The sequence below is a fragment of the Pseudomonas sp. SMN5 genome, from assembly GCF_052041925.1.
Taxonomy (GTDB): Bacteria; Pseudomonadota; Gammaproteobacteria; order Pseudomonadales; family Pseudomonadaceae; genus Aquipseudomonas.
This window is the reverse complement of the sequence record NZ_JBKGGX010000001.1, coordinates 362,343-385,945: the sequence shown is the minus strand read 5'-3', so window position 1 is coordinate 385,945 and position 23,603 is coordinate 362,343. Positions and strand designations below refer to the sequence as shown.

The window sequence follows — 23,603 nt, the reverse complement described above, 5'->3', positions numbered from 1 at the left end:
CCAGCCACTGCGGTGCACCGAGTCGAACAGTTCTACCCGGCAGAGGGGGCCGCTGCGCGGCCCAGCGGGAGCAAGCTCCCTCGCCACAAGAGCGGTTTCGCCACAGGTGGGTCATATTATCCATTTCAAACAGTCCGCGAATACTGGACTGTCTGATCCCCCACCAGATAAGCATCGAACGCCATCGCCACACTGCGCATCATCAACTGCCCCTGGGGCCGCAACACCAGCGCATCGGTGTGGATATCCAGCAACCCATCACCCACCTGCTCCTGAAGCCGCTCCAGCGCATCGGCAAAGTATTCGTTGAAACGGATACCGTGTACGGCTTCGATCCGGGCAAAGTCAATTCGCCCATGGCACATCAGCTCGCTGATGACTTCGCGCCTTACACGATCATCGGCGCTTAGACGATAGCCGCGCTGCACCGCCAGCAGGTCCTGGTCCAGGCGGGCGTAATACTGGGAAAGCTCCTTGACGTTCTGGCTGTAGCTGTCGCCTACCTTGCCGATCGACGACACACCCAGGCCAATCAGTTCGCAGTCGGCATGGGTGGAGTACCCCTGGAAGTTTCGTTGCAGGGTGCCCTGGGCCCGGGCGACCACCAGCTCATCCTCCGGCAGGGCGAAATGGTCCATGCCGATGTAGGCATATCCGGCAGCGGTCAACCGGTCGATGGTCAGTTCCAGCAGCTCCAGCTTGCGCTCCGGCGGCGGCATGTCTTCGGGTCGGATCATCCGCTGTGCCCGCACCCGCTGAGGCAGGTGCGCATAGCTGTAGGCCGCGATCCGGTCCGGACGCAGGGCGATGATCTTGCTCAGGGTGACGTCGAAGCTGGCAACGGTTTGCAGCGGCAGGCCGTAGATCAGATCGACGCTGATCGACTTGAAGCGCGCCTCACGGGCCGCCGCGATCAATTCGGCCACTTGTTCGACGCTTTGCAGCCGATTGACCGCAGCCTGTACCTGCGCATCGAAATCCTGGACCCCGAAGCTCAGGCGATTGAAGCCCAACCGCCGCAGGCCACGGACCTGTTCGGCGTCAATGGTGCGTGGATCGACTTCGATGGAAAACTCATGCTCGTCGCTGTCATCCATGTCGAAATGCTGGTGCAGGCAATCCATCAGCTCGGCCAATTGCGCGTGGGTCAGGTAGGTCGGCGTGCCCCCGCCCAGGTGCAGTTGCGTCAGCTTGCGCGAGCGATCGAACAGCGCCGCCTGCAGGACAATCTCGCGCTTGAGATAGCTCAAGTATTCGGCGGCGCGATGAGTCTTGCGGGTGATGATCTTGTTGCACGCGCAGTAATAACAGAGGCTTTGGCAGAACGGGATATGGATGTACACCGCCAGCGGCTTGGGCACTGACGCCTGGTTGCTGCGCTGGGCCGCCTGTCGGTATTCATCCATGGCGAACGCCTGGTGAAACTGCGGAGCTGTCGGATACGAGGTATAGCGCGGACCGGGGCGGTCGTATTTTTCCACCAGGGCTCGGTCGAATGTAGAAACAGCGTTCATGCAGGATTCAACTTTTCAAAAGGGTGTGGAGTGGCGTCCAGCAGATCCGGGTCGAACAGGCTGCAGATCGCATCCACGCTCAAACGCCCCGCCGGCAGGATGCCGATGAAACGGCTCGACATTTCGATCAGTCCCTTGTCATGCAGCGCTTCGAGCACCGGCCAGATGGGCGCGAAGTGCTCGCGCAACACCAGGCCGTATCGCGCCTCGATGGCCGGGATGTCCAGCTCCAGGTCACAGGACAATTGTTCGGTCACGGTGGCCCTGACCTGGTCCTGAGCCTCACAGCGCCAGCCCCGACGCACCGGCAATTGCCCGGCGTCCAGTTGCTGGCAGTACTGGTGCAGGTCGTCGGTGTTCTGCACGTACAAATGCTCGATCTGGGTGATCGCCGACAGGCCCAGACCGACGTGATCGCAGCAACCGTGGCGGGTAAAACCCTGGCAGTTGCGGTGCAGGCGCCCGTGCTCCTGGGCGACCGCCAGGTCATCGTCGGCCCTGACGAACTGCCCCAGGCCGATGTAGTGATAACCGGCGCCGATCAGCTGCTCACAGCAGATGCGGCGCATCGCATCCTTGTCCGCCTGACTGCAGAACGACGCCGCAGCCCCGGCGTCTTTCGAACGATAGCGATACGGTGCGCAGGCATAGTCGAACACCCGCAGCCGATCCGGTTCCAGTTCGATCAAGGTCGAGAGCTTCAGGGCAAAACTGGCGGGCGTCTGCCAGGCATGGCCGTAGCCCAGATCGACATTGATCGAGCGAAAACCAAAGGTGCGCGCTGCATCGATCAATGAATGGATCGGCGCGGGGTTCTGATAGCAGTCGACGGACAGATCGCTGTCCAGGCCAATGTCCGGCACGCCGATGCTGACATGGGTAAAACCCTGGTCGCGGATCAGGCCCATGGTCGACCAGTCGGTGTGATGCAGGTCCACTTCGATGCTGTGATCGCCGCTGTCGTATTCGCAGAAATCGAAACGCTTGCGCAGGTCGCCCATCAACCGCTGCAAGTGCGCAATCACCGGAGTGCCGCCGGTCAGGCAGAATTGTTCGACGCGCCTGCCCGATCCCAGATGACAGCCCACCAGCCCCAGCTCATAAGTCAGGCGTTGCAGATAGCCGTCGATTTCGCCGCAACGGCAATCGCTGGCCAGGGTCGAGCACGACGCCAATCTCAGGCGGGACGGCAGATGGACTGCCAGGGACAGCGGCCGGCGCTTCTGCCGACTGTTGCGCAAGCCTCTGAGCAGGTCCAGCGAGCCGATGCCACTGTGGAATCGACGCGTCCCCACCGGGCAATCGACATCAGCCACCACAGGGGCGCACCCCGAGGGTCGTTCGCCGAGGGTGTGAAAAAGATCGAACATGGCAATCTCCGAATGGCTGCGCGGCGACAGTGTCCGTCGTAACCCGCCCGGGCACCTTGACCTGCATCAAGCGCCATGAAACCAGGGGCCGCCCGCTACCAGGCGATGTAGAACATGCCCTTGGCAAGGAGCACGATCGCCACCATGTGCAGGAACACGCTGGTGTGAATGATGTGCACATGCCGGGCGCTCATCCGTCCGCGCCTGAACAGCCACATGGCCCAGAGAAAATGCCCCAGCACACTGACCGCCAAGCCGATCTTGAGCACCAGCAGCAAACCCAAGGATGACTGCCAAGGCGCCAGCAGTAACGGCCAGTACCGCAGCCAGACCATGCCTACCCCCGCGCCGAACAACACCATCAGCACCCATGGCATCAATTGCCGTGCACGTCGGCTGATGGCCTGCTCCAGCAGCACCATGATCCTGGCAGGCAATTGCTTGCGCAGGCTTTCCAGAAACAGCACTTCGAAAAAGACCGTGCCGATGAATACCAGCGCGGCGAACAGATGCAGGGTCAGGAACAGGGGATAGCTCATGGGGTTCTCGGATGCGCTCGGTGCTTTCGCATCAGCCTAATGCGCTGGCCCTTGATGGCGGTTGATGCCAATCAAGGAAGCCCACTCTTTCACTGGGAGGAAACCCCTACGGCAATGCCACCGCCCGGCCCCTCTGTGATAGCGAGCCTGCCCGCGATGGCGTCCGACTGTCACTACACAATTGTCTGGCCTACCGCAATCGCTAGCAGGCTCGCTCCCACAGGGGGGCGATGGTGAAATTCAAAAAGCGTCAAGAGAACGTTACAGCTTCGCTTTGCAGTTCCCTACCGTTGATCCGGTAATGCGGTTTTTTGACGCTTTGCCGATATGCGGTCACAACTTTTGCGTTCCGTTGGGTCTTAACACGGTGGTCGCCGATGGAATATTGGCATCTACCGAGGTTTTTAGCCTGATACGGAGATAAGCTCATGATTTTCAATGTACAAAATTTTGGCGCCAAAGGAGATGGCGTTACTGACGACACGGCGGCCATTCAGAAAGCAATCGATGCGGCAGCGGCCGCCGGCGGTGGACAGGTGTATATGCCGGCAGGCACCTACATCGTGTCCGGCGGCGAGGAACCTTCAGACGGCTGCGTGATGCTCAAGAGCAATGTCTATCTGTACGGCGATGGCATGGGCCAGACCACGGTCAAGGTGGCCGACGGCTCCGACACCAAGATCACCGGGGTCATTCGCTCGGCCTATGGCGAGGAAACCCACGACTTCGGCATCAGCAACCTCACCATCGACGGCAACCGCGACCACACCACCGGCAAGATCGACGGCTGGTTCAATGGCTATATTCCTGGCGAGGAAGGCTACGATTCCAACGTCACCATCGACAGCGTCGAGATCAAGGACTGCTCCGGGTACGGCTTCGACCCCCACGAACAGACCGTCAACATGGTCATCAAGAACAGCGTGTCCCACGGCAATGGCCTGGATGGCTTCGTGGCCGACTTCCTCAGCGACAGCACCTTCGAAAACAACGTTGCCTACGACAACGACCGGCACGGCTTCAACGTGGTGACCAGTACCCACGACTTCACCCTTACCAATAATGTCGCCTACAACAACGGCGGCAACGGCATCGTGGTCCAGCGCGGCAGCGAGAACATCCCCTCGCCCAGCAACATCACCATCACCGGCGGCGAGGTCTATGGCAACGGCGCCGAGGGCGTGCTGATCAAGATGTCCAGCGAGGTCGACGTCAGCGGCGTGGATATCCATGACAACGCCAGCGCCGGGATCCGCATCTACGGCAGCAACCACGTCGAGATCATCGACAACACGCTCAACAACAACTCCCTGGCCAACCCCGTACCGGAAATCATCATCCAGTCCTACGACGACACGCAGGGCGTCTCCGGCAAATACTTCAACGGCAGCGACAACACCATCCAGGGCAACACCATCAGTGGCAGCACCTTGTCGACCTACGGCGTGGCCGAGCGCAACGAGGACGGCACCGACCGCAACGCGATCATTGCCAATACCATCAGCCACACCAGCAAAGGCGCCACGCTGATCTATGGCGATGGCAGCTACGTCAGCGCCACGGTGCCGATGACCACCGTGCAAGGGACAGCGGGCAACGATACCCTGCTGGGCAGCGTCGCCAGCGAGATTTTCTACGGCGGCGCCGGTAACGACACCATCAATGGTGCCGCCGGCAGCGACATTCTGGTGGGCGGTGCGGGCGTCGATAAACTCACCGGCGGCACCGGCGCCGATACCTTCCGCTTCGTCGCCCAGTCCGACAGTTACCGCAACGCAACCTCCAGTTTCGACGACATCATCACCGACTTCGACGTCACCCAGGACAAGATCGACCTCGCCGGCCTGGGCTTCACCGGCCTGGGCAACGGCCGTGGCGGCACCTTGCAGGTCAGCTACAGCGCCAGCAACAACCGCACCTACATCAAGGATTACGATGCCGACGCCAGCGGCAATCGCTTCGAACTGATCCTCACCGGCAACCTCGCCAGCACCCTGACCGCCAGCAACTTCATCTTCAACCGGGTCATCACCGGCACCAGCGCCAGCGATTCATTGCTGGGCAGTGATTCAGCCGACACCCTGCTGGGCCTGGCGGGTAACGACAGCCTCAGCGGCGGCGGCGGCGACGACAAGCTCGACGGTGGTGCCGGCATGGACACCCTCACCGGCGGTGCCGGGGCCGACACCTTTGTGTTCTCCGACCGCTTGGACAGTTACCGCAACTACAACACCGGCGGCGCCAACCTGGGCGACCTGATCACCGACTTCGATATCAGTGCCGACAAGATCGACCTCTCGGCCCTGGGCTTCACCGGGCTGGGCGATGGCAAGAACAACACCGTTTACCTGGTGCTCAACAGCGCAGGGACCAAGACCTACATCAAGTCCCTGGAGGCCGATGCCAACGGCAACCGCTTCGAAGTGGCGCTGGACGGCAACTTCCTCGACAAGTTGACCAGCGCCAATTTCGTCTTCGCCACCACCTCACCAACCAATCACGCGCCCGTGGTGGCGACGCCGCTGCTGGATCAGACCGCCACCGAGAACACGCCGTTCAGCTACGTCGTGCCGGCCACCAGTTTCAGCGATCCGGATAACGACAGACTTAGCTACAGCGCCAGGTTGGCCGACGGCAGCGCCCTGCCCGACTGGTTGAAGTTCGATGCCGCCACTCGCACGTTCAGTGGCACGCCCAGCGACACGGCGTCCGGCACCTATTCCATCCAGGTCACCGCCACCGACGGCAGCAATGCCACGGTCAGCGACGCATTCACCCTGGCGGTAAAGGACGTGCCTGCCTCGCCGACGGTGATCAACGGCACGCCGAACAACGACACACTGACCGGCACCGCCGCCAACGAGCAACTGTTCGGTGGCGCCGGCAACGACACACTTGACGGCGGCGCCGGCAATGACATCCTGGTCGGCGGCACCGGGGTGGACAAGCTCACCGGCGGCACAGGCGCGGATGTGTTCCGCTACACCTCCAAGCTCGACAGCTACCGAACTGGTTCCACCAGCGTCAGCGACCAGATCCTCGACTTCGACGTGGCGGCCGACAAGATCGACGTCTCGGCCCTCGGCTACATCGGCCTGGGCAACGGGCTCAACGGCACACTGCAGGTGACCTACAGCGCGACAACCAACCGGACCTACCTCAAGGACCTCACCGTCGACGCCAACGGTAATCGCTTCGAGGTGTCCATGGCGGGCAACCTGCTGAACAGCCTGACGGCCAGCCATTTCGTGTTCGCCGACCAGAACACGCCGAGCAACATAGCGCCGGTAGTCGTCATCCCCTTGCTCGACCAGAGTGCCACAGAACGCACGCCGTTCAGCTACACGGTGACCCACGACAGCTTCACCGACGCCAACCAGGATGTCCTGACCTACACCGCCACCCTGGCCGACGGCAGCGCTCTGCCGGCCTGGCTAAGTTTCAACGCGAGCAACCTGACGTTCTCCGGCACGCCGACCAGCACTGCGGCGGGTAACTACAACGTATTGGTCAAGGCCACCGACCCATCCGGAGCGTCGGTCAGCGACAGCTTCGCCCTGACAGTGGCCGATGCGCCCGCCAACACCATCACCGGCACCAACAACGCCGAAACCCTCAACGGCACCACCGGCGCGGACCTGATTCTCGGCCTCGGCGGCAACGACACGATCAAGGCCGGCACCGGAGCCGACACGGTCGACGGTGGCGCCGGGCGCGACTCGCTGTACGGCGGAGACGGTGCCGACACCTTCCGCTACAGCAACTTGCAGGACAGCTTCCGTGACTACGACACCGGCGGCGTCACCGCCACCGACACGATCTATGACTTCACCGTGGGCGTGGACAAGATCGATGTATCGGCCCTGGGCTTCATCGGCCTGGGCGACGGCAACAACGGCACGCTGTACATGACGCTGAACGAGGCCGGCGACAAGACCTACGTCAAGTCCGCCGAAGCCGACGCCGATGGCAATCGCTTTGAAATCGCCCTCAACGGCAACTACCTCAACACCCTCACCGCCAGCGACTTCGTATTCGGCGAGCGCGCCCAGCAGGACATTCTCTACCTGCCCACCCTGGGCCAGTCCAATGCGCGCCTGCTGCGCATGACCGAGGATGACAATCAGTCCGGCACCTCGATGCTGGTCAACGACCTGGACCGCTACACCCCCTATGACGTACGCAGCCAGTTCACCGATGCCGATGGCAATGGCATCGACATTGCGGTCGGCGGCAGTACGGTCAACGGTCTGTCGACCCTGGGCGCCGAGGAACTGAAGTTGTGCTGGTGGCTGAGCGATACCAACCAGCCGGGGCCGGCGCTGTTGCGGGCCGAGGCGCTGCTGCGCGATCAGCTCACTGAGCTCAAGGCCATCGACAATGTCACCATGGGCATCATCTGGGGCCAGGGCGAGGAAGCCGCCCAGGAGATCGCCCGTTCCACCGACAAGGCCGCGGCCGCAGCGGCCTACAAGGCGGCGACTCTGAAGGTGTTCGACTACCTTCACGCCCAGTTCGGCAATTTCAATGTGTACTTGATGGAGACCGGTCACTACGAACAGGATGCGGCCCTGGCCCGAGGTTATTCGCAGGAAAAGATTGCCGCGATTGTGGAAGGTGTCGGTTATGTCCGCGCCGCCCAGGAAGCCATCGCCGCCGAACGCGCCGACGTCAAACTGGCGGTGGATTACACCGATCTGCCCCTGCGGTACGAAGTCGATCCGCTGGTGTATCCGGATGACGTCTGGCACCTGCACGAAGAGTCGGCGGAAATCGTCGGCCAGCGCCTGGCGGATTACATCGCCGATGACCTGGGCTTCCAGGGCAATCCCAACGACAACAACAGCGTGCAGGACATTTTCGACGACGCCCATAACGAAGGCGGGATGATCGTCGGCACCGACCAGGCGGACACCCTGGTGGGCAGTTCGGGCAACGACACCATTAATGGCGACCTGGGTGCCGACACCATGACCGGCGGCGATGGCAACGATATCTATGTGGTCGACAACGCCTTCGATAGCGTGGTGGAAAGCAACACCTCGGCCTCGCAGATCGATACGGTGCAAGCCTCGGTCAGCTGGACCCTGGGCGCCAACCTGGAAAACCTGGTGCTCACCGGTGTGTCGGAAATCGACGGCACCGGTAATGAGCGGCGCAACTTCATCACCGGCAATGCCGCCCACAACGTGCTCGATGGCGCCGCCGGGGCCGACAGCATGAGCGGCGGCGATGGCAACGACACCTACTACGTCGACAACGTCGATGACACGGTGATCGAGACCAACGCCAATGCGCTGCCGGGCGGGATCGACAGCGTCCACAGCAGCCTGGCGGCCTATACCCTGGGCAGCAATGTCGAGAACCTGTATATCGACAGCGCCGATGCGGCCAACGGCACGGGCAACGCGCTGGATAACATCCTGTTCGCCGGTGCCGGCAACAACGTGCTGGACGGGCGCGACGGCAACGATACCGTGTCCTTCGAGCGGGCGCTGTCTGGTGTCACTGCCAATCTGTCGACATCCGCACAACAGAACACCGTGGGTTCCGGGCTCGACACCTTGAAGTTCATCGAGAACCTGACCGGCAGTGCCTATGCCGATACGTTGTTGGGCAACAGCGCGGCGAACATTCTGAACGGTGGCGCGGGCAACGATACGCTGGTAGGCGGTTCGGGGGACGATCGATTGATCGGCGGCGCAGGCACCGACAATCTCACCGGCGGCACGGGCGCAGACACCTATGTGTTCAATTCGTTGTCGGAGATGGGTGTCGGGGCCCTGCGCGACGTGATCAACGGCTTCAAGACCACCGAAGGCGACCACCTGGACCTCACCGGCCTGGATGCCAACCCACTGACCGCCACGATCGAGGCCTTCACCTTCATCGGCAGCAACGCCTTCGACCCCACCAACGCCACCGGCCAACTGCGCTTCGCCGACGGCATCCTCTACGGCAGCACCAACGCCGACGCCACCCCCGAGTTCGAATTCGAACTGGTCGGCGTCAAGGAGCTGCACGCCAGCGACTTCACCGCCTGATATACGGGAACGGGCTTGCCCACGATAGCGCCAGCACATCCAACCACGATGCCCGCTGATCCACCGCTATCGCGAGCAAGCTCGCTCCCACCGGGTTTCTGTGGTGGAAACAAGATTGGTGGCACAACACAGATCCACTGTGGGAGCGAGCCTGCTCGCGATGACGGCGGCACATCCAACCACGATGACCGCTGACCCACCGCTATCGCGAGCAAGCTCGCTCCCACAGGGGTTCGGTGGTGGAAACGAGATCGGTGGAACAACACAGATCCACTGTGGCGAGGGAGCTTGCTCCCGCTCGGCTGCGCAGCAGCCGTGAAGTGATGAACCTGGTCTGTCTGGGGTTTGGGTCCGCTTCGCGGCCCGGCGGGAGCAAGCTCCCTCGCCACGGGGATGGGCGTTATCCAAAGATGATTTGCTGCATCCGCTCTCAAAACAAACGCTGCACCTGCTCCAGCACCGCGCGGTTCATCTGGCCGGTGTGGGTGTGCAGGCTCACATAACTCTGGAGCATGTCGAGCTTGGTGTTGAGCAGGTCTCGACGGGCCTGGAATACCCGCTGTTGGGCATCCAGGATATCCACCGTCGAACGCACGCCACCCTGGAAGCCCTTCTCGGTCGACGTCAGCGCGCGCTGGTTGGACTCCACCGCCCGTTGCATCGCCTTGCTCTTGGCAAACCCGGCGACGACCCCCAGGTAATCGGCTTCGATGTCCTCGGCCAACTGTTGCCGCTGCACGTCGTAGTCAGACTGAGCGCCGGCCAGTTGCGCTTCGGCCTTTGCCACCGAGGCCCGTACCGCACCGCCGCGATACAGCGGGATGTCCAACTGCACGCCGACGTAATAGGTATCCTGACGCGGATCGAGCTCCTGGTACTGACGGGTTTCCCGGCGGGTCAGCTGGGTGGTCAGCGACAGGGTCGGATAATGCCCGGCGCGCTGGCTGTCGGCCTGGGCCTCGGCGACTTTCACCGCTGCCAACCGCGCCGCCAGTTCGGGGCTGGCGTCACGGGCAATCGCTGTCCAGTACGGCAAGTCCTGCTCCGGCGGGATCGGGCTGCCGGCGGCCAGTTCCTCACGCATCGGCAGGATGTCGTCGATCGGTACGCTGGCCCGTCCTGACAACGCTCGCAGCGCCGCCACGCGACGAGCCTGGGCTTCGGCTTCCTGGGCCTCCACCAGATCGAGGCGCGCCTGGGCCTCATCGATATCGGTGATCGCGCCCTGGCCGCCCTGATAGAGTTTCTTACTCTGGATGACCAGCCCATTGATCGCGGCTTTTTGCTGGGCAATGAGCTTGATCTCGTTCTCGGCCCGGGCCACCTCGAAGTAGCCTTTGGCGACCCGGTCGTACAACGTCTGCCCCGCCACGTCGAACACCTGGATGCCCAGTTGTCCCCGTGCCTTGCCCTCCTGATACGCCGCCCAGCGCCCCTTGTCATACAGCGGTTGCTGCGCCGCCAGTGTGACGCTGTTGGCCTGGTAATCATTGCTGTTGACGTAGCTCTGGTCGTCGCCGCCATCGGTACGCCCGCCATAACCGTAGCGGGACGTCAGCGACACCTGAGGATAAAGTCCACCCCGGCCTATGGCCTCTTCCTGCTTCGACGCATCAAACGCATGGGCAGCGGTTTGCACGGTCGGGTCGTTGAGACGCGAGGCGTCGTACGCCTCGGTCAGGCTCAAACCGCCGTCCCCGGCCCACACTGGGCTGATCGCCACCCAACCGGTGTACAAGCCCAGCAGCATTCGCCCACGGTAACGATTACGGTCAGTCATGCTCACTCCTCCTTGAAGGCCGCCAGCAAGCGTTCGCGCAAGGGTTTCATCAGGTAATTCATCAAGGTCCGCTCACCCGTCACCACTGTCACGTCCGCGAGCATGCCTGGACGTACCCACAGCCCGGCGCTCTGCAACGAAGCAACGGTCTCGACAGGAATCTCGACCTTGGCCGAGAAGTACGGCTGGTGGGTCTGCTCGTTGATCAGTTGGTCCGCCGAGACCGTGGTCACGGTTCCTGTGACCGTCGGCGTATCCACCCGTTGCAGGGCGGTGAAATGCACGTGGACCGGCAGTCCCGGGCGCAATTTGTTTGCCATCAACGGCTCGAAACGCGCGGTGATCGCCATTGGTGCATCCAGCGGCACCACCTGCATCAGGGTCTGGCCGGCCTGTACCACACCGCCGACGGTGTGAATGCTGACATCCATGACCTGCCCGGACGCTGGAGCGCGGATGGCGCCATTGTCCACCTCGAACTGCAAGGCGCGAATCTGATCGGCGTAGCCTGCCGCCTCGGCGGAGACTTCGCTGAGTTGGGTCTCGGCATCGCGGCGAAACTCCTGCTGCGCCTGCAACGCCTTGAGCCGACTTTCGTTGATGGCCTGGCGGGTCCGGCCGACATCGCCGACACCCGAAGCGATCTGCCCCGCCAGTTGCGCCGCGTTGCGTTCGGCCTCGAACAGTTTGTTGCGCGGAACATAACCTTCGCGAGCCAGGTCCCGCAGGCCCTCGAGCTCCTGCTGCTGGAAACGCATCTGCGCATCGTAGTTGCGCTTGACGCCTTCATAGCCTTGCAACTGCTGCTGCAACGCTGCGACCTCATGCTCGATGATCTGCAAACGACTGCCCAATTCCGCCCGGCGCGATAGAAACAACTGGCTTTGCAAGGCCATGGCCGCCTTCACCCGCGGCTCGTCGGCACGCTCCAGCAATTCAGCGGGCCATTGAATTTCGTCACTGCCCAGGCGCTCGGCGATCAATCGCGCTTCAATGGCGCGATCATTGAGCAGTTTACCCAGGGTCACATCCAGTTGTGACTGCGCCTGCACGGTATTGAGCTGCACCAGCAACTGGCCCTGGGTGACCCGGTCGCCATCGCTGACCAACAGTTGTTCAACTACCCCGCCGACCAGCGATTGCACCGCCTTGCGCTCACCCGCCACCACCACCGTGCCGCTGCCGACGACGCCCTGGTCGAGCGGCGCAAGGCAGGCCCAAAGCAGGAAGCCGCCCAAGGCGAGCACCAGAAAACCCACGCCATAACGGGCCGCCCCACTGGCGTCGGTACTGGCGCCGGGCAGCATCGTGGTATTGCGTACACTCAACCCTTGCTCGGTGAAGGCCTGGGTTCCGGGCGTCAGATCACGCATCTTTGCCGGCCTCCCTGACCGCCGTCGGTCTTGGCCCCGGCATCAAGGCCTTGAGCACTCGGTCGCGAGGACCAAAGGCTTGCTGCGCTCCGTCCTTGAGCACCAGGATGTGATCGACCACCGCCAGCACACTGGGCCGATGGGTGATCAGCACTACGGTGCTGCCAGCGGCCTTGAGCGCGTTGATCGCCTGGACCAGCGCCAGCTCGCCCGCTTCATCGAGGTTGGAGTTGGGCTCATCGAGCACGACCAGCGACGGGCATCCGTAAAGTGCGCGGGCCAGGCCGAGGCGCTGCTTCTGTCCGCCGGACAGCCCCAGCCCGCCAGGGCCCAGCGGCGTGTCGTAGCCTTTGGGAAAACGCAGGATCATTTCGTGGATGCCGGCCTGGCGCCCGGCGGCGATGATCTTGTCGGCGTCCTGTTCCCCGAATCGGGCGATATTGTCGGCGACGCTACCGTCGAACAGTTCGATGTCCTGCGGTAGGTAGCCCAGGTGCGGCCCCAATGCATCGTGGGACCATTGGCTGATCTCGGCGTCATCCAGACGCACCGACCCGCCCATGGCCGGCCATATACCGACCAGCGCACGGGCTAATGTCGACTTGCCGCTGGCGCTGGGGCCGACCACCGCCAGTACATCGCCTTTGATGAGGCTGAAGTTGATTGCGCGCAGAATCGGTTGTGTGGCGCCGGGCGGGCCGACGTACAGCTGTTCCAGACGCACCGCGCCGGTAGGCGGCGGCAACGGCATGCGCAGCCGGTCACGTGGGTGCTGGGCAAGCAACTGGCTCAAGCGTTGATAGCTCTGGCGGCCGGAATTGAATTGCTTCCATGAGCCGATAGCAATTTCCACCGGCGCCAGGGCCCGTCCCAGCAGCAGCGACATCGCGATCATCATGCCCGCCGACAACTGGCCCTCCAGCACCAGCAACGCCCCCAGGCCCAGGGACAACGATTGGCCGGAGATGCGCACGAACCGGGTAGCCGACGAGATTCGCGCACCGCGATCGCTGGCGTGCGCCTGGGCGGCGATGATGCGCTGCTGCAACAGGCTCCAGCGCTGGCGCAACGGCCCCAGCATGCCCAGGGCCTGGATCACTTCAGCGTTTTGCAAGGTGCTGTTGACATAGGTTGCCGACTGCACGCCCAGCCGATTGGCTTCCCCCAGGCGCGTGCGCGTCGCCAGCTCGCCCCACAGCGCCAGGCCGACCAGCACCAGGGCCAGGACCAGCGTCAGCACGCCGAACCACGGGTGAAAGATGAACGCCACCAACAGGAAGATCGGCAGCCACGGTGCGTCGAGCAAGGCAATCAGACCCTGGCCGGTGATCAACTGTCGCAGCGTCGCCAGGTCGGTAAGAACCTGTGCCGGGTTGGCGTTGTGCTCGCGCAGGCTGCGGGCAAATGCAGCGTCGAAAATCCGCTCGCCCAGGGCCTCGTCCAGCCCGGCGCTCATGCGGATCATCACCTCGCCACGCACCCACTCGATCAGTGCGCTGAACATGAACAGTCCCAGGGCGATCAAAGTGAGCATGAACAAGGTGGTTTCGTTGCGACTGGTCAGCACGCGGTCGTACACCTGCATCATGTACAACGACGGCACCAGTACCAGCAAATTGATCACACCGCTGAACAGCGCCAGCGACCAGAACACCCGGCGATAACTCAATAAAGCGGCATCGATATCGTGACGCGGATCAAGTAGCAAACCCATGAAATGTCGCCCGCAAAAATAGGAATAGTCGGTCCAAGACGCAATCCATCGCGAGCTTTTTGCCTTGAGGCATCGGAGGTAACTTTGAACGTAGCCTGACGTGCCGCTATCAGAGACGATCCTCGTCGCTACAGGCGCCCATTAAGACCACGCGACTGCGCGATAGTGCCGGTTCGACGGGTTGGGTTTGCGGATGGGTGACAAGTGGAAGCGCCGCGCTCGAAGCGCGGCGCTTTTTCGGCCTGGAATGGGCCTGTCCGTTGAGTTGTTGGCGCCAGCAAGGTGACGCCAACCCGTTGAGAATGGCGATGACTATCCGAGGGAAACCGCACTCTTGGCCTGCGGCGGATGACGCGACGTCACCAGGCCGATGAACGAAATCGCCAGGGCCAGGCCAAGGGTCGAACTGACTTCGCTGCGGTGTTCGGGCGTGACCATCATCACCGCCAGCGCCGCGGATATGAACACGATCACCAGCCAGGTGAGCCAGGGGAACAACCACATGCGAAAGGTCAGTTCGATGTTCTGGCGCTTCAGCATCCGGCGCATGCGCAGTTGGGAGATCGCAATCACCAGGTACACCAACAGCGCGATGGCGCCGGAGCTGGCAAGCAGGAACTGGAACAACCCCGCCGGCATGAAGTAACTGAACAAGGTGATGCCGGCACCCAGCACGGTGCTGGCGACGACTGCGGCCCTTGGCACGCCCACCGCCGAAGTCGCTTTCAATGCTTTCGGCGCATCGCCACGGCGGCCTAACGAATAGAGCATGCGCGAAGCGATGTAGATCGAAGAGTTCATGCAACTGGCGACGGCGATCAGCACCACCACATCCACCATGAACTTGGCGTGGGGAATGTTCATCAGCTCCAGCGCGCGCTGGTAGGAGCCCACCGAGGCCAGGAGCGGATCGTTCCAGGGCACCACCGAGATGACGACAAAGATCGACAGCAGGTAGAACACGCCGATTCGCCAGATCACCGAGCGCGTCGCCTTGGCGATGTTCTGCGCAGGATTATCCGACTCGGCCGCCGCGATCGTCACCGCCTCGGTGCCAATGAAACTGAACATGATAGTGATGAAGGCACCGACGACTGCCGACAGGCCATTGGGCGCGAACCCGCCGTATTGCTCCATCAGCCGGCTCAGACCGCTGGCTTCGCGTTCGGGAATCCAGCCCATCAATACGGCGAAGCCCAGGCCGATGAAACCGATGATCGCCACGACCTTGGCCATCGCGAACCAGAACTCGAACTCACCGTATTTGGAGACGCTGAACAGGTTGGTCACGGCCAGCAGAACGATGGAAGCCGAGGCAAATATCCAGGCATCGACCGAGGGAAACCACTGGTTCAATACATGGCCGGCGGCCAGGGCCTCGATGGGGATGACCAGCACCCAGAACCACCAGTAGAGCCAGCCGATGGTGAAGCCTGCCCAGCGTCCGATGGCCTGGTCGGCGTAAGTGGAAAAGGAGCCGGTGTCCGGGTTGGCGACGGCCATTTCCCCGAGCATCCGCATGACCAGGACCACCAGCAGGCCTGAGAACAGGTAGGCCAGCAAGACCGCAGGGCCGGCGGCCGCAATGGCATGTCCGGAGCCGACGAACAGACCGGCGCCGATGATCCCGGCGATGGACAGCATGGTCACATGACGAGGCTTGAAGCCCTGTGCCAGATGGCCGTTCGAATCCTTGAAGGTCGGGCTTGTCATTGTTCTTATTCTCTTGTGGTGACAGTAAGGCACGCCGAGGGACAGTGGCTGCTGTGTCAATGCCCCGCTTCTCCTGAAAGCGGTCTTTGGCGGTGGTTCGATTCCCTCGGGAACACGCGTACGGCGGAAAAAGTTGCGTCACGTTACCTGCCTTCGCGGCAAAAGCAGTTACCTGAAAACGCCACCTCGATGCCTGATCTCGCCGATTGGGCTATGGGATGGGTTTGATGGAACAACAACGATCGGCTGAGGAAGCGAGCCTGCTCGCGATGGCGTCAGGCCAGCTAGCGTCGAAGGTGACTGACCCACCGTGATCGCGAGCAAGCTCGCTCCCACAGGGATCTGGGGTGGGTGTGAGAGGGATGGGTGGCTGGCTTAAAGCCCCTGCACCGCTCCTAGCGCCTGCGCCATTCGCACCAGGTCGGCGAAGGATCTGGCCTGCATTTTCTTCATGGCATGGGCACGATGGATCTTCACAGTGATTTCGCTCAGGTTCATCTGCCCGGCAATCTGTTTGTTCATCAGGCCTGCCGCGGCCAAGGCCATCACCTCTTTTTCCCGGACCGTCAGGGCCTGGTAACGGGCGTGCAGGTCGGAAGATCGCTGCGCGACCTCCCGGCGCCTGACATCGGCCTGGAGCGCCGCCGTCACGGCGTCGAGCAGGTCCTGTTCGCGGAATGGCTTGGCCAGGAAATCCACGGCCCCGGCTTTCATCGCCTTGACCGACATCTCGATGTCGCCATGCCCGGTGATGAAAATGATCGGAATGTTGGAATCGGACTCCGCCAGCTGGCTCTGAAAGTCCAGGCCGCTGACGCCTTGAAGCCTTACATCGAGGACCAGACAACTGGCGCAATCGCTCTTCGGTTGCCGGAGAAACTCCGTGGTGGACCCGAACGTCTCGACGCGGATCCCGACCGAGCGCAGCAGATTACTCAACGCATCGCGCATGGACGCATCGTCATCCACCACAAACACCACAGGCCCCTTGCTGCCCGGCTCATGGGAGGAGGAATTGCTGTTCATGCACGGTCCTTATTCGGCAAATCATGGAAGGAAAAAAGTGTAACACAGCGCTTCGTTTTGCCAGCCGACAGCGCTACCCGTGTCTGCATACGACAACTGCGCAATCAGCCAAGGCTCCAGCCGTTGCCATAGGCAATGCAGGCAAAACCCGGAAGCTGTAGCTCAGGCAGTAACGCTGGCGGCTGGCCCGGCTCTAGCGCGAGCAGGCTCGCCCCCACAGGTCCGGCGGTGGGCCTATGGAATGGCACGCGCCACAGTTCAATCCCCAACAACAGGCAAGGTGAACTGCACCGTCGCGCCACGCGGTTGGTTGGGGGCAGCCCGCAGAATTCCGCCGTGGGCCTCGATGATCGAGCGGCAGATCGACAGGCCCAGCCCCAGGCCGGTGGGTTTGGTGGTATAGAACGAAGTAAACACCAGGTCGGTGCTTTGCGAGGCGAAGCCCGGGCCTGAATCACTCACACTCACCATCACGCAACCTGTGGGATCGAGCGCCGCGCAGACCAGTAATTGCCGTTCACCTTCGCTGACTGCGGTCATGGCCTCCAGTGCGTTCATGATCAGATTGAGCAGCACCTGTTGCAGCTCCACCCGGTCGCCGACGACGAAGGGCAAGCCGTGGGCGAGCCGGGTCTGTATCGCGGCGCCGCTCTTGATGATCTGGCCACGGGTGAACTCAATCATTTCGTCAATGGCGGCGTTGATGTCCACCGGCCCCTTCTGCGGCGGCGCCTTGCGAATGTGCCCCCGGATCCGCCCGAGCACATCCGCCGCACGGTTGGCATCGACGATAAGCCGCCCCAGCACTTGCCGTACCTCATCGATCTCGGGCGGTTGCGCATTCAACCAGCGCAGCGCGGCATTGGCGTTGAGGATGGACGCGGCAATCGGCTGGTTGACTTCATGGGCAATCGAAGCCACCAGCTGGCCCATGGTCGCGACCCGATTGGCATGGGCCAGTTCGGCCTGTACCTCGCGGTAACGCTGTTCGCTTTCGCGGATTTTTTCTTCAGCCTGCCTACGCTCGGTCAGGTCCAGCACGAAAGCCACCCCTTCCGGGGCACCGGCTTCGAACGTCGCCAAGCCCACGATCACCGGCAAGCGACTGCCATCTTTCTTGAAATACTCCTTCTCGTATGGACGCGCCCGACCGGTCAACAGCGCCTGGCCCAGTGAGCGCTCGCTGAGCTCCAGATACGCCGGTACGGTCAGGTCCCGCCAGCGCAGGCCGCCGCGAGCGAGATCAGCGCGTTCGTAGCCCAGCATCCGCAAAAACGCATCGTTGGCCTCGATGATCTGACCGTCGGCATTCCACACCATGATCCCGATGATGTTGGCATCCACGAGACGGCGAATCTTCGCTTCACGCTCCGCCACCTCCCGGTATAAACGGGCATTTTCCAGGGAAATGGCGGCTTGCGAGGCCACCAGCTTCAACACCGAGATCCGACCGGGACTGAACACATGGGCCGCGAGATTGTTCTCCAGGTACAGCGCACCAACCCACTTGGCCTGGTTCATCAGCGGCAGGCACAAAATCGACCGGGCGCGCTGGCGATGGATGTAAGGGTCGGTGGCGAACGGCGTCTCGGCCAGCGCATCATCGAGCACCACGCTCTCACGGGTCCGCAGCACGTGATAAAGCACCGACTCGGGCAACAGCGCCGAGCTCACCGGCGCATCGCGCAGTTGCGCAGCGTTACCCGCGGTGGTCACCTGCGCCGCGATCCGCAGTTCAGTGCCTTGGGCCAGGATCAGCAATCCACGCTCGGCGCCGGCTTGCTCGATCGCCGTGCCCATGACCATGTCGATCAGCTTATCCAGCACGATCTCCCCGGATACCGCTTGGGAAACCTTGAGCACCGTCGCCAGATCGAGATGCTCGACCGCTGTGGCCATGGTGGTCGTCGCGTCGGGCGTCGGTTCTTCGGGCCGCAACAGCGGATGTTGGCTTTCCAGTTGCGCCACCTTGCCGTCCGCGCCCCAGCGTTGATAACCGTAGCGTGCGTCCTGCAAATAGACGCGGGCGATTTTCTTGAACCCGCGCGCCGCGTAGAAACGTGCAGCGAGTTCATTGGCGAGCGCCTCGATATGGATGAAGCCGCTTTGCTGCGCGGCGTCGATGGCTTGCTCATACAGCGTCTCGGCCTCCATGAGGCGGCCTTCGACCCGGGCGATCTCGGCACCGACCAGGGCGGCGCGGCTGGCGAAATTTTCCGGGCACTGTAGTGCCCAGGTCTGTAGCCACTGGTGATCGACGCTCATCGCGATCAGATACTCTGCTCGCTCGTCCATCGAAACGCTTTCGCAACAAGCGGCCCGGGCCAATGCGCCGTAGAAGTGGAACTCGGCCTCCTCGAAAAATGCCTGGGCCACCCAGAGCAGGTCCCGTGCCTTCGCGGCGGCCTCCAGGGCCGCTTCAGGATCGTTGGCCAGGTAACGTGCTTGCAACTTACGAACCCAATACCAACACTCAGCCAGCGCCAATGACGGATTGCTGGATAAGTGACGTTCGACGGCCAGTTCATTGTCCGCCCCGTCATTCAGGTATCCAAATGAGGATGTCAATCCGCGTAGCATTCGGATCAACATCATCTGCGTGGCAATGAAATCCACCACCAGGCCGAAACGCACCTTCTTGGCATACACCCATCCCTGTTCAGTATCGTCCTGCACCTGGGACAACGGCGCGCCGGCGAACAGTGAATCGGACGTCAGGCTGTTTCCGGCATAGGCGCCGTACGGTAGATCGCCAATTCGGTTGGCCGCGGCAAACGAACGACGCAGCAGTTCAGCGCACTGCTCGACGGGTCTCATCCAGCGCACCACGAAACACGAGAAGCACAGGTAGGTACTGGCCTCAAACCGGGTCAGACCGCGATGCTCGACCAGATCACAGCCGAGCTGGCCGAACCGGAACCCCATCTGGTAGTCACCGAACCTGCGTCCGGCGACCCTGAAGAAGTTGGCATAGAGCACACAGGACGCGTCGCAGTTACCCTGCTCCAGGCTCAGGCTGACTGCCTTGCAGATCAACAGATCCGCCAGGTTCGCGTCACTCTGCAACGCTGGAGCGAACAGTTTGCCCAAGGCATTGAGAGTCACCAGCGCCGTGGGATCCTTCATGAGGGGCAGATCGATCAGGTCTTCGATCGCCCGGTCCCCGAGCAGCATGCCGATGCGGTCGTACTCCTCACGCACCTGGTCGTCGCTCGGATGGGCCGACCACTCGATCCCGACGTGCCGCAGGTAATCCAGGCAAACCGCGACCGCGCCATCGCTGCGGTCCAGCAGCAGGTAGACATCCATCAGCAGGCACGCCACGCTGGCCCGCTCCTCCACGGTCACGGCGCGGCTCGACAGCGCCGTCAGGCATTCGGCGGCGGTGCTCAGTCGTCCGGTCAGCAACTCGCACTCGGCCCGGTTCAAGGCCAACGCAAACATCAGCCCATGCCGTCGCGTCCAGTAGTCGTCATCCAGCAACTGCATGCCGGTGATGAGGTAGCTGAGGGCCGACGCATAAGCAGTGGAGGCTTTCGCCCGCCGGCCGGCGATCAGGTTCAACTGCGCCAGTTGCTCGCGCTCGACCGGATCGGTCATCAAGGTTGTACCGCGATTGAGCTGGCCTACGATTTCAAAGATCGCTTCCTCGCGCTCGCGCGCAGACGACTGCGCTGAAAGCAACCGTCCGATACGCAAATGCGCCTCGGCACGCGCCTCCAGAGGGATCAGCGAATAAGCGGCTTCATGGATCCGGTCATGGACAAACCGATACGCGCCGTCCAGGCGCTCGACCAGTTCCTGGCGGATCGCCTCCCACAGCACCGCTCGAACCTGCGACTTGGGAATACCCAGCACCGTAGAAAGCGCCTTGAACCCGGCGACGTTACCCAGGCATGCCAGCTGTTGTAGCGCCTGCTGCGTCTCCATCGGCAGGCGCTCCAGTTTGCCGACCATGAGGTCCACGATGTTGTCGGTGTAGCCCTTGGCATGGATGCGATCCGGATCCCACCACCACTGGCGCGCCTCATGTTCGAAGGCCAGCAGTTGCTCTTCGGCGAGAGCCTGGAGGAACTGGATGACGAAGAACGGGTTGCCGGCGGTCTTCTCCAGTACCAGCTGTGCCAGAGGTTCGATACGTGACAGATCGTCGTGAAGCGCCTCGCTGATCAACTGCTCGATATGGACCTTGGCAAGCGGATTGAGGGTAATTTCGCTGACCTTCCCACCGGCGTTGCGGATCGCCCGGAGCTTGCCCGTCAGCGGGTGCGACTCATCCACCTCATTGCTGCGGTAGGCACCGACCAGCATGAGGTGGCGCACGTCGGCGCTCGTCAACAGGTCCTCGAGCAGGTCGAGGGTGGCGGCGTCCAGCCATTGCAAGTCGTCGAGAAACAGCGCAAGCGGATGTTCCTCCCGGGCGAACACGCCGATAAAGCGTCGGAACACCAGCAGGAATCGACGCTGCTCCTGCTGCGGATCGAGCGTCGGGACCGCCGGCGGCTCGCCAATGATCAGCTTGAGTTCCGGGATCAGATCGGTCATGAGCCGTGCATTGGCGCCCAGCTCCTCCTGCAACGCCTCCCGCCAGCGACCCAGTTCCGCGTCGTTCTTGCCCAGCAGCGTACGGACCAGGCTCTGGAAAGCCTGGACCAGTGTCGAATAAGGAACGTCTCGCCGGTACTGCTCGAACTTGCCGCTGGCAAACAATCCTCGTGACGGCACCAGTGCCTTGTGCAGTTCGTTGACCACCGAGGATTTGCCGATGCCCGAGTATCCAGTGACCAGCACCAGCTCCGGCGCGCTACTGGCGACCATGCGCGAGAACGCCGCGATCAGGGCGGCCACTTCCGCCTCGCGGCCATACAGTTTCTCGGGGATCAGCAGGCGGTCCGACACTCCGTATTCCCCGGGCGGAAAGGGATCGATCCGACGTGCCGCGTGCCACGCCTCCTGGCAGCGCCGCAGGTCATGCTCGACACTGGCGGCGCTCTGGTAGCGCTCCTCGGCGGTCTTGGCGAGCAACTTCATGACTATCTGCGAAAGCATCACAGGAACGGTGCCGATCCGCTCGGTGGGCGACAGGGTGGTCCGGGCGATATGGCAGTGGACCCACTCGATGGGGTCGGACGCCGTGAATGGCAGCGTACCGGTCAACATCTGGTAGAGCGTGACGCCGAACGAATAGAGGTCGCTGCGCGAATCGATCGAGCGGTTCATCCGGCCGGTCTGTTCCGGAGCCATATAGGCCAGCGTACCCTCCAAAGTCTCGGGCGCCTGCCGCTCCCGTGGCAGGCGCGAGGCCAGGCCAAAACCGGTGAGCCGTGCCTGTCCATCGGGGCAGTTCACCAGGATATGGCTGGGCTTGATGTCTTTATGAACGAGGCCGCGCTGATGAAACTTGCCCAATGCCACGGCAACACTGATGGCGAGGCGCAAGAATGTCGCGGTGTCCATGGGCGCGATCAGCAACTGCACCAGCGGCACGCCGCCGGGGTCTTCCAGCATCAGTTGCACCTGGGCGCCATCGCGCAGCATCTCGATCGGTCGCACGGACCAGGCGCTGTCCAGCTCATCTTTCAGGCTGAACTCGTGGGCGAGGCGGCCCAGGCAGCCGGGGCGAGGTTGTTCGCCGGCGGGCCGGGCCATGAGAACGGCGATATCCCCACCGGCACCCGGACGCAGGTGCCGGGAAAAGATACGCTCACCGTCGTCCCATAATATTTGCATGTCGTTTCCGCCGTTATTTCATTCCGCGACGCTAGCGCAACCCTTTAGGCTGAGCACGCTATACATACGTATACTTTTGCACCCTACCGGACCGCGTATGGTGGAGTCACGACAGGCGCTGCCACGAGCGACCCCTATGCCAGACACCCAGATACGCAAGACCAGAACCATTGCTGTTGTCGATGACGATGAATCGGTCCGGGCCGCGCTCAGGAGCTTGCTCCGGTCCAGCGGTTATCAGGTCCGCACCTACTGTGGCGCCCTGGAATTCCTCCAGAGCGAGGCCCTTGCCGTCACCCACTGCCTGATTTCGGATATCCAGATGCCGGGCATGACCGGCATCGAGCTGCACGAGCAACTCGGTGCGATGGGCCTTTGCATCCCGACCATCTTCATCACTGCTTACCCCGACCTGGGCACCCACACGCCCAGACTCGTTGCCTGCCTGCCCAAGCCCTGCGACGCCGACCGGTTGCTCGGTTGCATCGAAGTCGCCTTGTGCCAGTAACAACGCTGTTATTGAACAACCACCGAACCCGTGGCGCAGGGGTCTTGCTTGCGCTGGATCGCGCTCCAATGATGGGGAGTGGGAACGCTCAGGCCTCTTTGCTTGCTCACGATGGCGCCTGAGCACCAGCGTCGTCGCCGACTGACCCACGCAATCGCGAGCAGGCTCGCTCCCACAGAGTCCCGCGGGTGCCAACAAATCCTGCATGCGCCTTGCCCGTTGGGATCTGGCGGTGTTGTTTGCGCTGTTTTCCTCAAGCACACTCTGCCAGTGCTATCCATCAACCCGGCAT

General features: G+C 62.4%; 11 protein-coding genes. 2 read left to right on the top strand and 9 right to left on the bottom strand.

Features of this window, described 5'->3' with window-relative positions; translation table 11 throughout:
* Positions 1 to 125: 125 nt before the first annotated feature.
* From hemN to ACLEJR_RS01560, 3 genes are all read right to left on the bottom strand, one after another.
* Positions 126 to 1,514 carry an oxygen-independent coproporphyrinogen III oxidase gene (gene hemN, locus ACLEJR_RS01570; protein ID WP_440811734.1) on the bottom strand — a complete coding sequence of 463 codons (1,389 nt, stop codon included), beginning with the start codon at positions 1,512 to 1,514 and terminating at the stop codon, positions 126 to 128.
* Positions 1,511 to 2,884 (bottom strand): coproporphyrinogen III oxidase, encoded by a 1,374-nt coding sequence (locus ACLEJR_RS01565; RefSeq protein WP_440811732.1) that lies wholly within the window; start codon positions 2,882 to 2,884, stop codon positions 1,511 to 1,513. The genes hemN and ACLEJR_RS01565 overlap by 4 nt, the downstream gene beginning before the upstream one ends.
* 95 nt (positions 2,885 to 2,979) lie before the next feature.
* A complete protein-coding gene (locus tag ACLEJR_RS01560; RefSeq protein WP_440792464.1) occupies positions 2,980 to 3,423 on the bottom strand; it encodes a CopD family copper resistance protein in 444 nt (147 codons plus the stop codon).
* A 428-nt stretch (positions 3,424 to 3,851) separates the two neighbouring features.
* Between ACLEJR_RS01560 and ACLEJR_RS01555 the strand changes: the two genes are divergently transcribed.
* Positions 3,852 to 9,467, top strand: coding sequence for a putative Ig domain-containing protein (locus ACLEJR_RS01555; RefSeq protein ID WP_440811729.1), 5,616 nt, complete (start codon positions 3,852 to 3,854; stop codon positions 9,465 to 9,467).
* Between the two features lie 430 nt (positions 9,468 to 9,897).
* On the opposite strand, the gene ACLEJR_RS01550 is transcribed toward ACLEJR_RS01555, so the two are convergent.
* The 6 genes from ACLEJR_RS01550 to ACLEJR_RS01525 form a co-directional block, all read right to left on the bottom strand.
* Complete coding sequence (locus tag ACLEJR_RS01550) at positions 9,898 to 11,247, bottom strand: TolC family outer membrane protein (RefSeq protein ID WP_440811728.1); 1,350 nt, start codon at positions 11,245 to 11,247, stop codon at positions 9,898 to 9,900.
* Positions 11,248 to 11,249: 2 nt separating this feature from the next.
* Positions 11,250 to 12,620 carry an HlyD family type I secretion periplasmic adaptor subunit gene (locus ACLEJR_RS01545; RefSeq protein WP_440811726.1) on the bottom strand — a complete coding sequence of 457 codons (1,371 nt, stop codon included), beginning with the start codon at positions 12,618 to 12,620 and terminating at the stop codon, positions 11,250 to 11,252.
* Positions 12,613 to 14,334: a type I secretion system permease/ATPase gene (locus tag ACLEJR_RS01540; RefSeq protein WP_440811723.1), complete on the bottom strand. Its 1,722-nt coding sequence runs from the start codon at positions 14,332 to 14,334 to the stop codon at positions 12,613 to 12,615. Before ACLEJR_RS01540 ends, ACLEJR_RS01545 begins: the two co-directional genes overlap by 8 nt.
* Positions 14,335 to 14,646: 312 nt before the next feature.
* Entirely contained in the window at positions 14,647 to 16,047 is a 1,401-nt protein-coding gene (locus ACLEJR_RS01535; RefSeq protein ID WP_440792454.1) for an amino acid permease, read from the bottom strand.
* Positions 16,048 to 16,422: 375 nt separating this feature from the next.
* On the bottom strand, positions 16,423 to 17,073 hold the full coding sequence (locus tag ACLEJR_RS01530; RefSeq protein WP_440792452.1) for a response regulator transcription factor: 651 nt from the start codon (positions 17,071 to 17,073) through the stop codon (positions 16,423 to 16,425).
* 258 nt (positions 17,074 to 17,331) lie between these two features.
* A complete protein-coding gene (locus tag ACLEJR_RS01525; protein ID WP_440811720.1) occupies positions 17,332 to 22,803 on the bottom strand; it encodes a trifunctional serine/threonine-protein kinase/ATP-binding protein/sensor histidine kinase in 5,472 nt (1,823 codons plus the stop codon).
* A 136-nt stretch (positions 22,804 to 22,939) separates the two neighbouring features.
* On the opposite strand from ACLEJR_RS01525, the gene ACLEJR_RS01520 reads away from it, so the two are divergent.
* Positions 22,940 to 23,311, top strand: a complete 372-nt coding sequence (locus ACLEJR_RS01520; protein ID WP_440792449.1) for a response regulator transcription factor — start codon at positions 22,940 to 22,942, stop codon at positions 23,309 to 23,311.
* The last annotated feature ends 292 nt before the right edge of the window (positions 23,312 to 23,603 follow it).

Excerpts from the sequence above, each read along its gene's own strand:
- ACLEJR_RS01525 (WP_440811720.1), bottom strand. The coding sequence starts at position 22,803 with ATGCAAATATTATGGGACGACGGTGAGCGTATCTTTTCCCGGCACCTG.
- ACLEJR_RS01555 (WP_440811729.1), top strand. The coding sequence starts at position 3,852 with ATGATTTTCAATGTACAAAATTTTGGCGCCAAAGGAGATGGCGTTACT.
- ACLEJR_RS01540 (WP_440811723.1), bottom strand. The coding sequence starts at position 14,334 with ATGGGTTTGCTACTTGATCCGCGTCACGATATCGATGCCGCTTTATTG.
- ACLEJR_RS01550 (WP_440811728.1), bottom strand. The coding sequence starts at position 11,247 with ATGACTGACCGTAATCGTTACCGTGGGCGAATGCTGCTGGGCTTGTAC.
- ACLEJR_RS01535 (WP_440792454.1), bottom strand. The coding sequence starts at position 16,047 with ATGACAAGCCCGACCTTCAAGGATTCGAACGGCCATCTGGCACAGGGC.
- ACLEJR_RS01545 (WP_440811726.1), bottom strand. The coding sequence starts at position 12,620 with ATGCGTGATCTGACGCCCGGAACCCAGGCCTTCACCGAGCAAGGGTTG.
- ACLEJR_RS01565 (WP_440811732.1), bottom strand. The coding sequence starts at position 2,884 with ATGTTCGATCTTTTTCACACCCTCGGCGAACGACCCTCGGGGTGCGCC.
- hemN (WP_440811734.1), bottom strand. The coding sequence starts at position 1,514 with ATGAACGCTGTTTCTACATTCGACCGAGCCCTGGTGGAAAAATACGAC.
- ACLEJR_RS01530 (WP_440792452.1), bottom strand. The coding sequence starts at position 17,073 with ATGAACAGCAATTCCTCCTCCCATGAGCCGGGCAGCAAGGGGCCTGTG.
- ACLEJR_RS01520 (WP_440792449.1), top strand. The coding sequence starts at position 22,940 with ATGCCAGACACCCAGATACGCAAGACCAGAACCATTGCTGTTGTCGAT.
- ACLEJR_RS01560 (WP_440792464.1), bottom strand. The coding sequence starts at position 3,423 with ATGAGCTATCCCCTGTTCCTGACCCTGCATCTGTTCGCCGCGCTGGTA.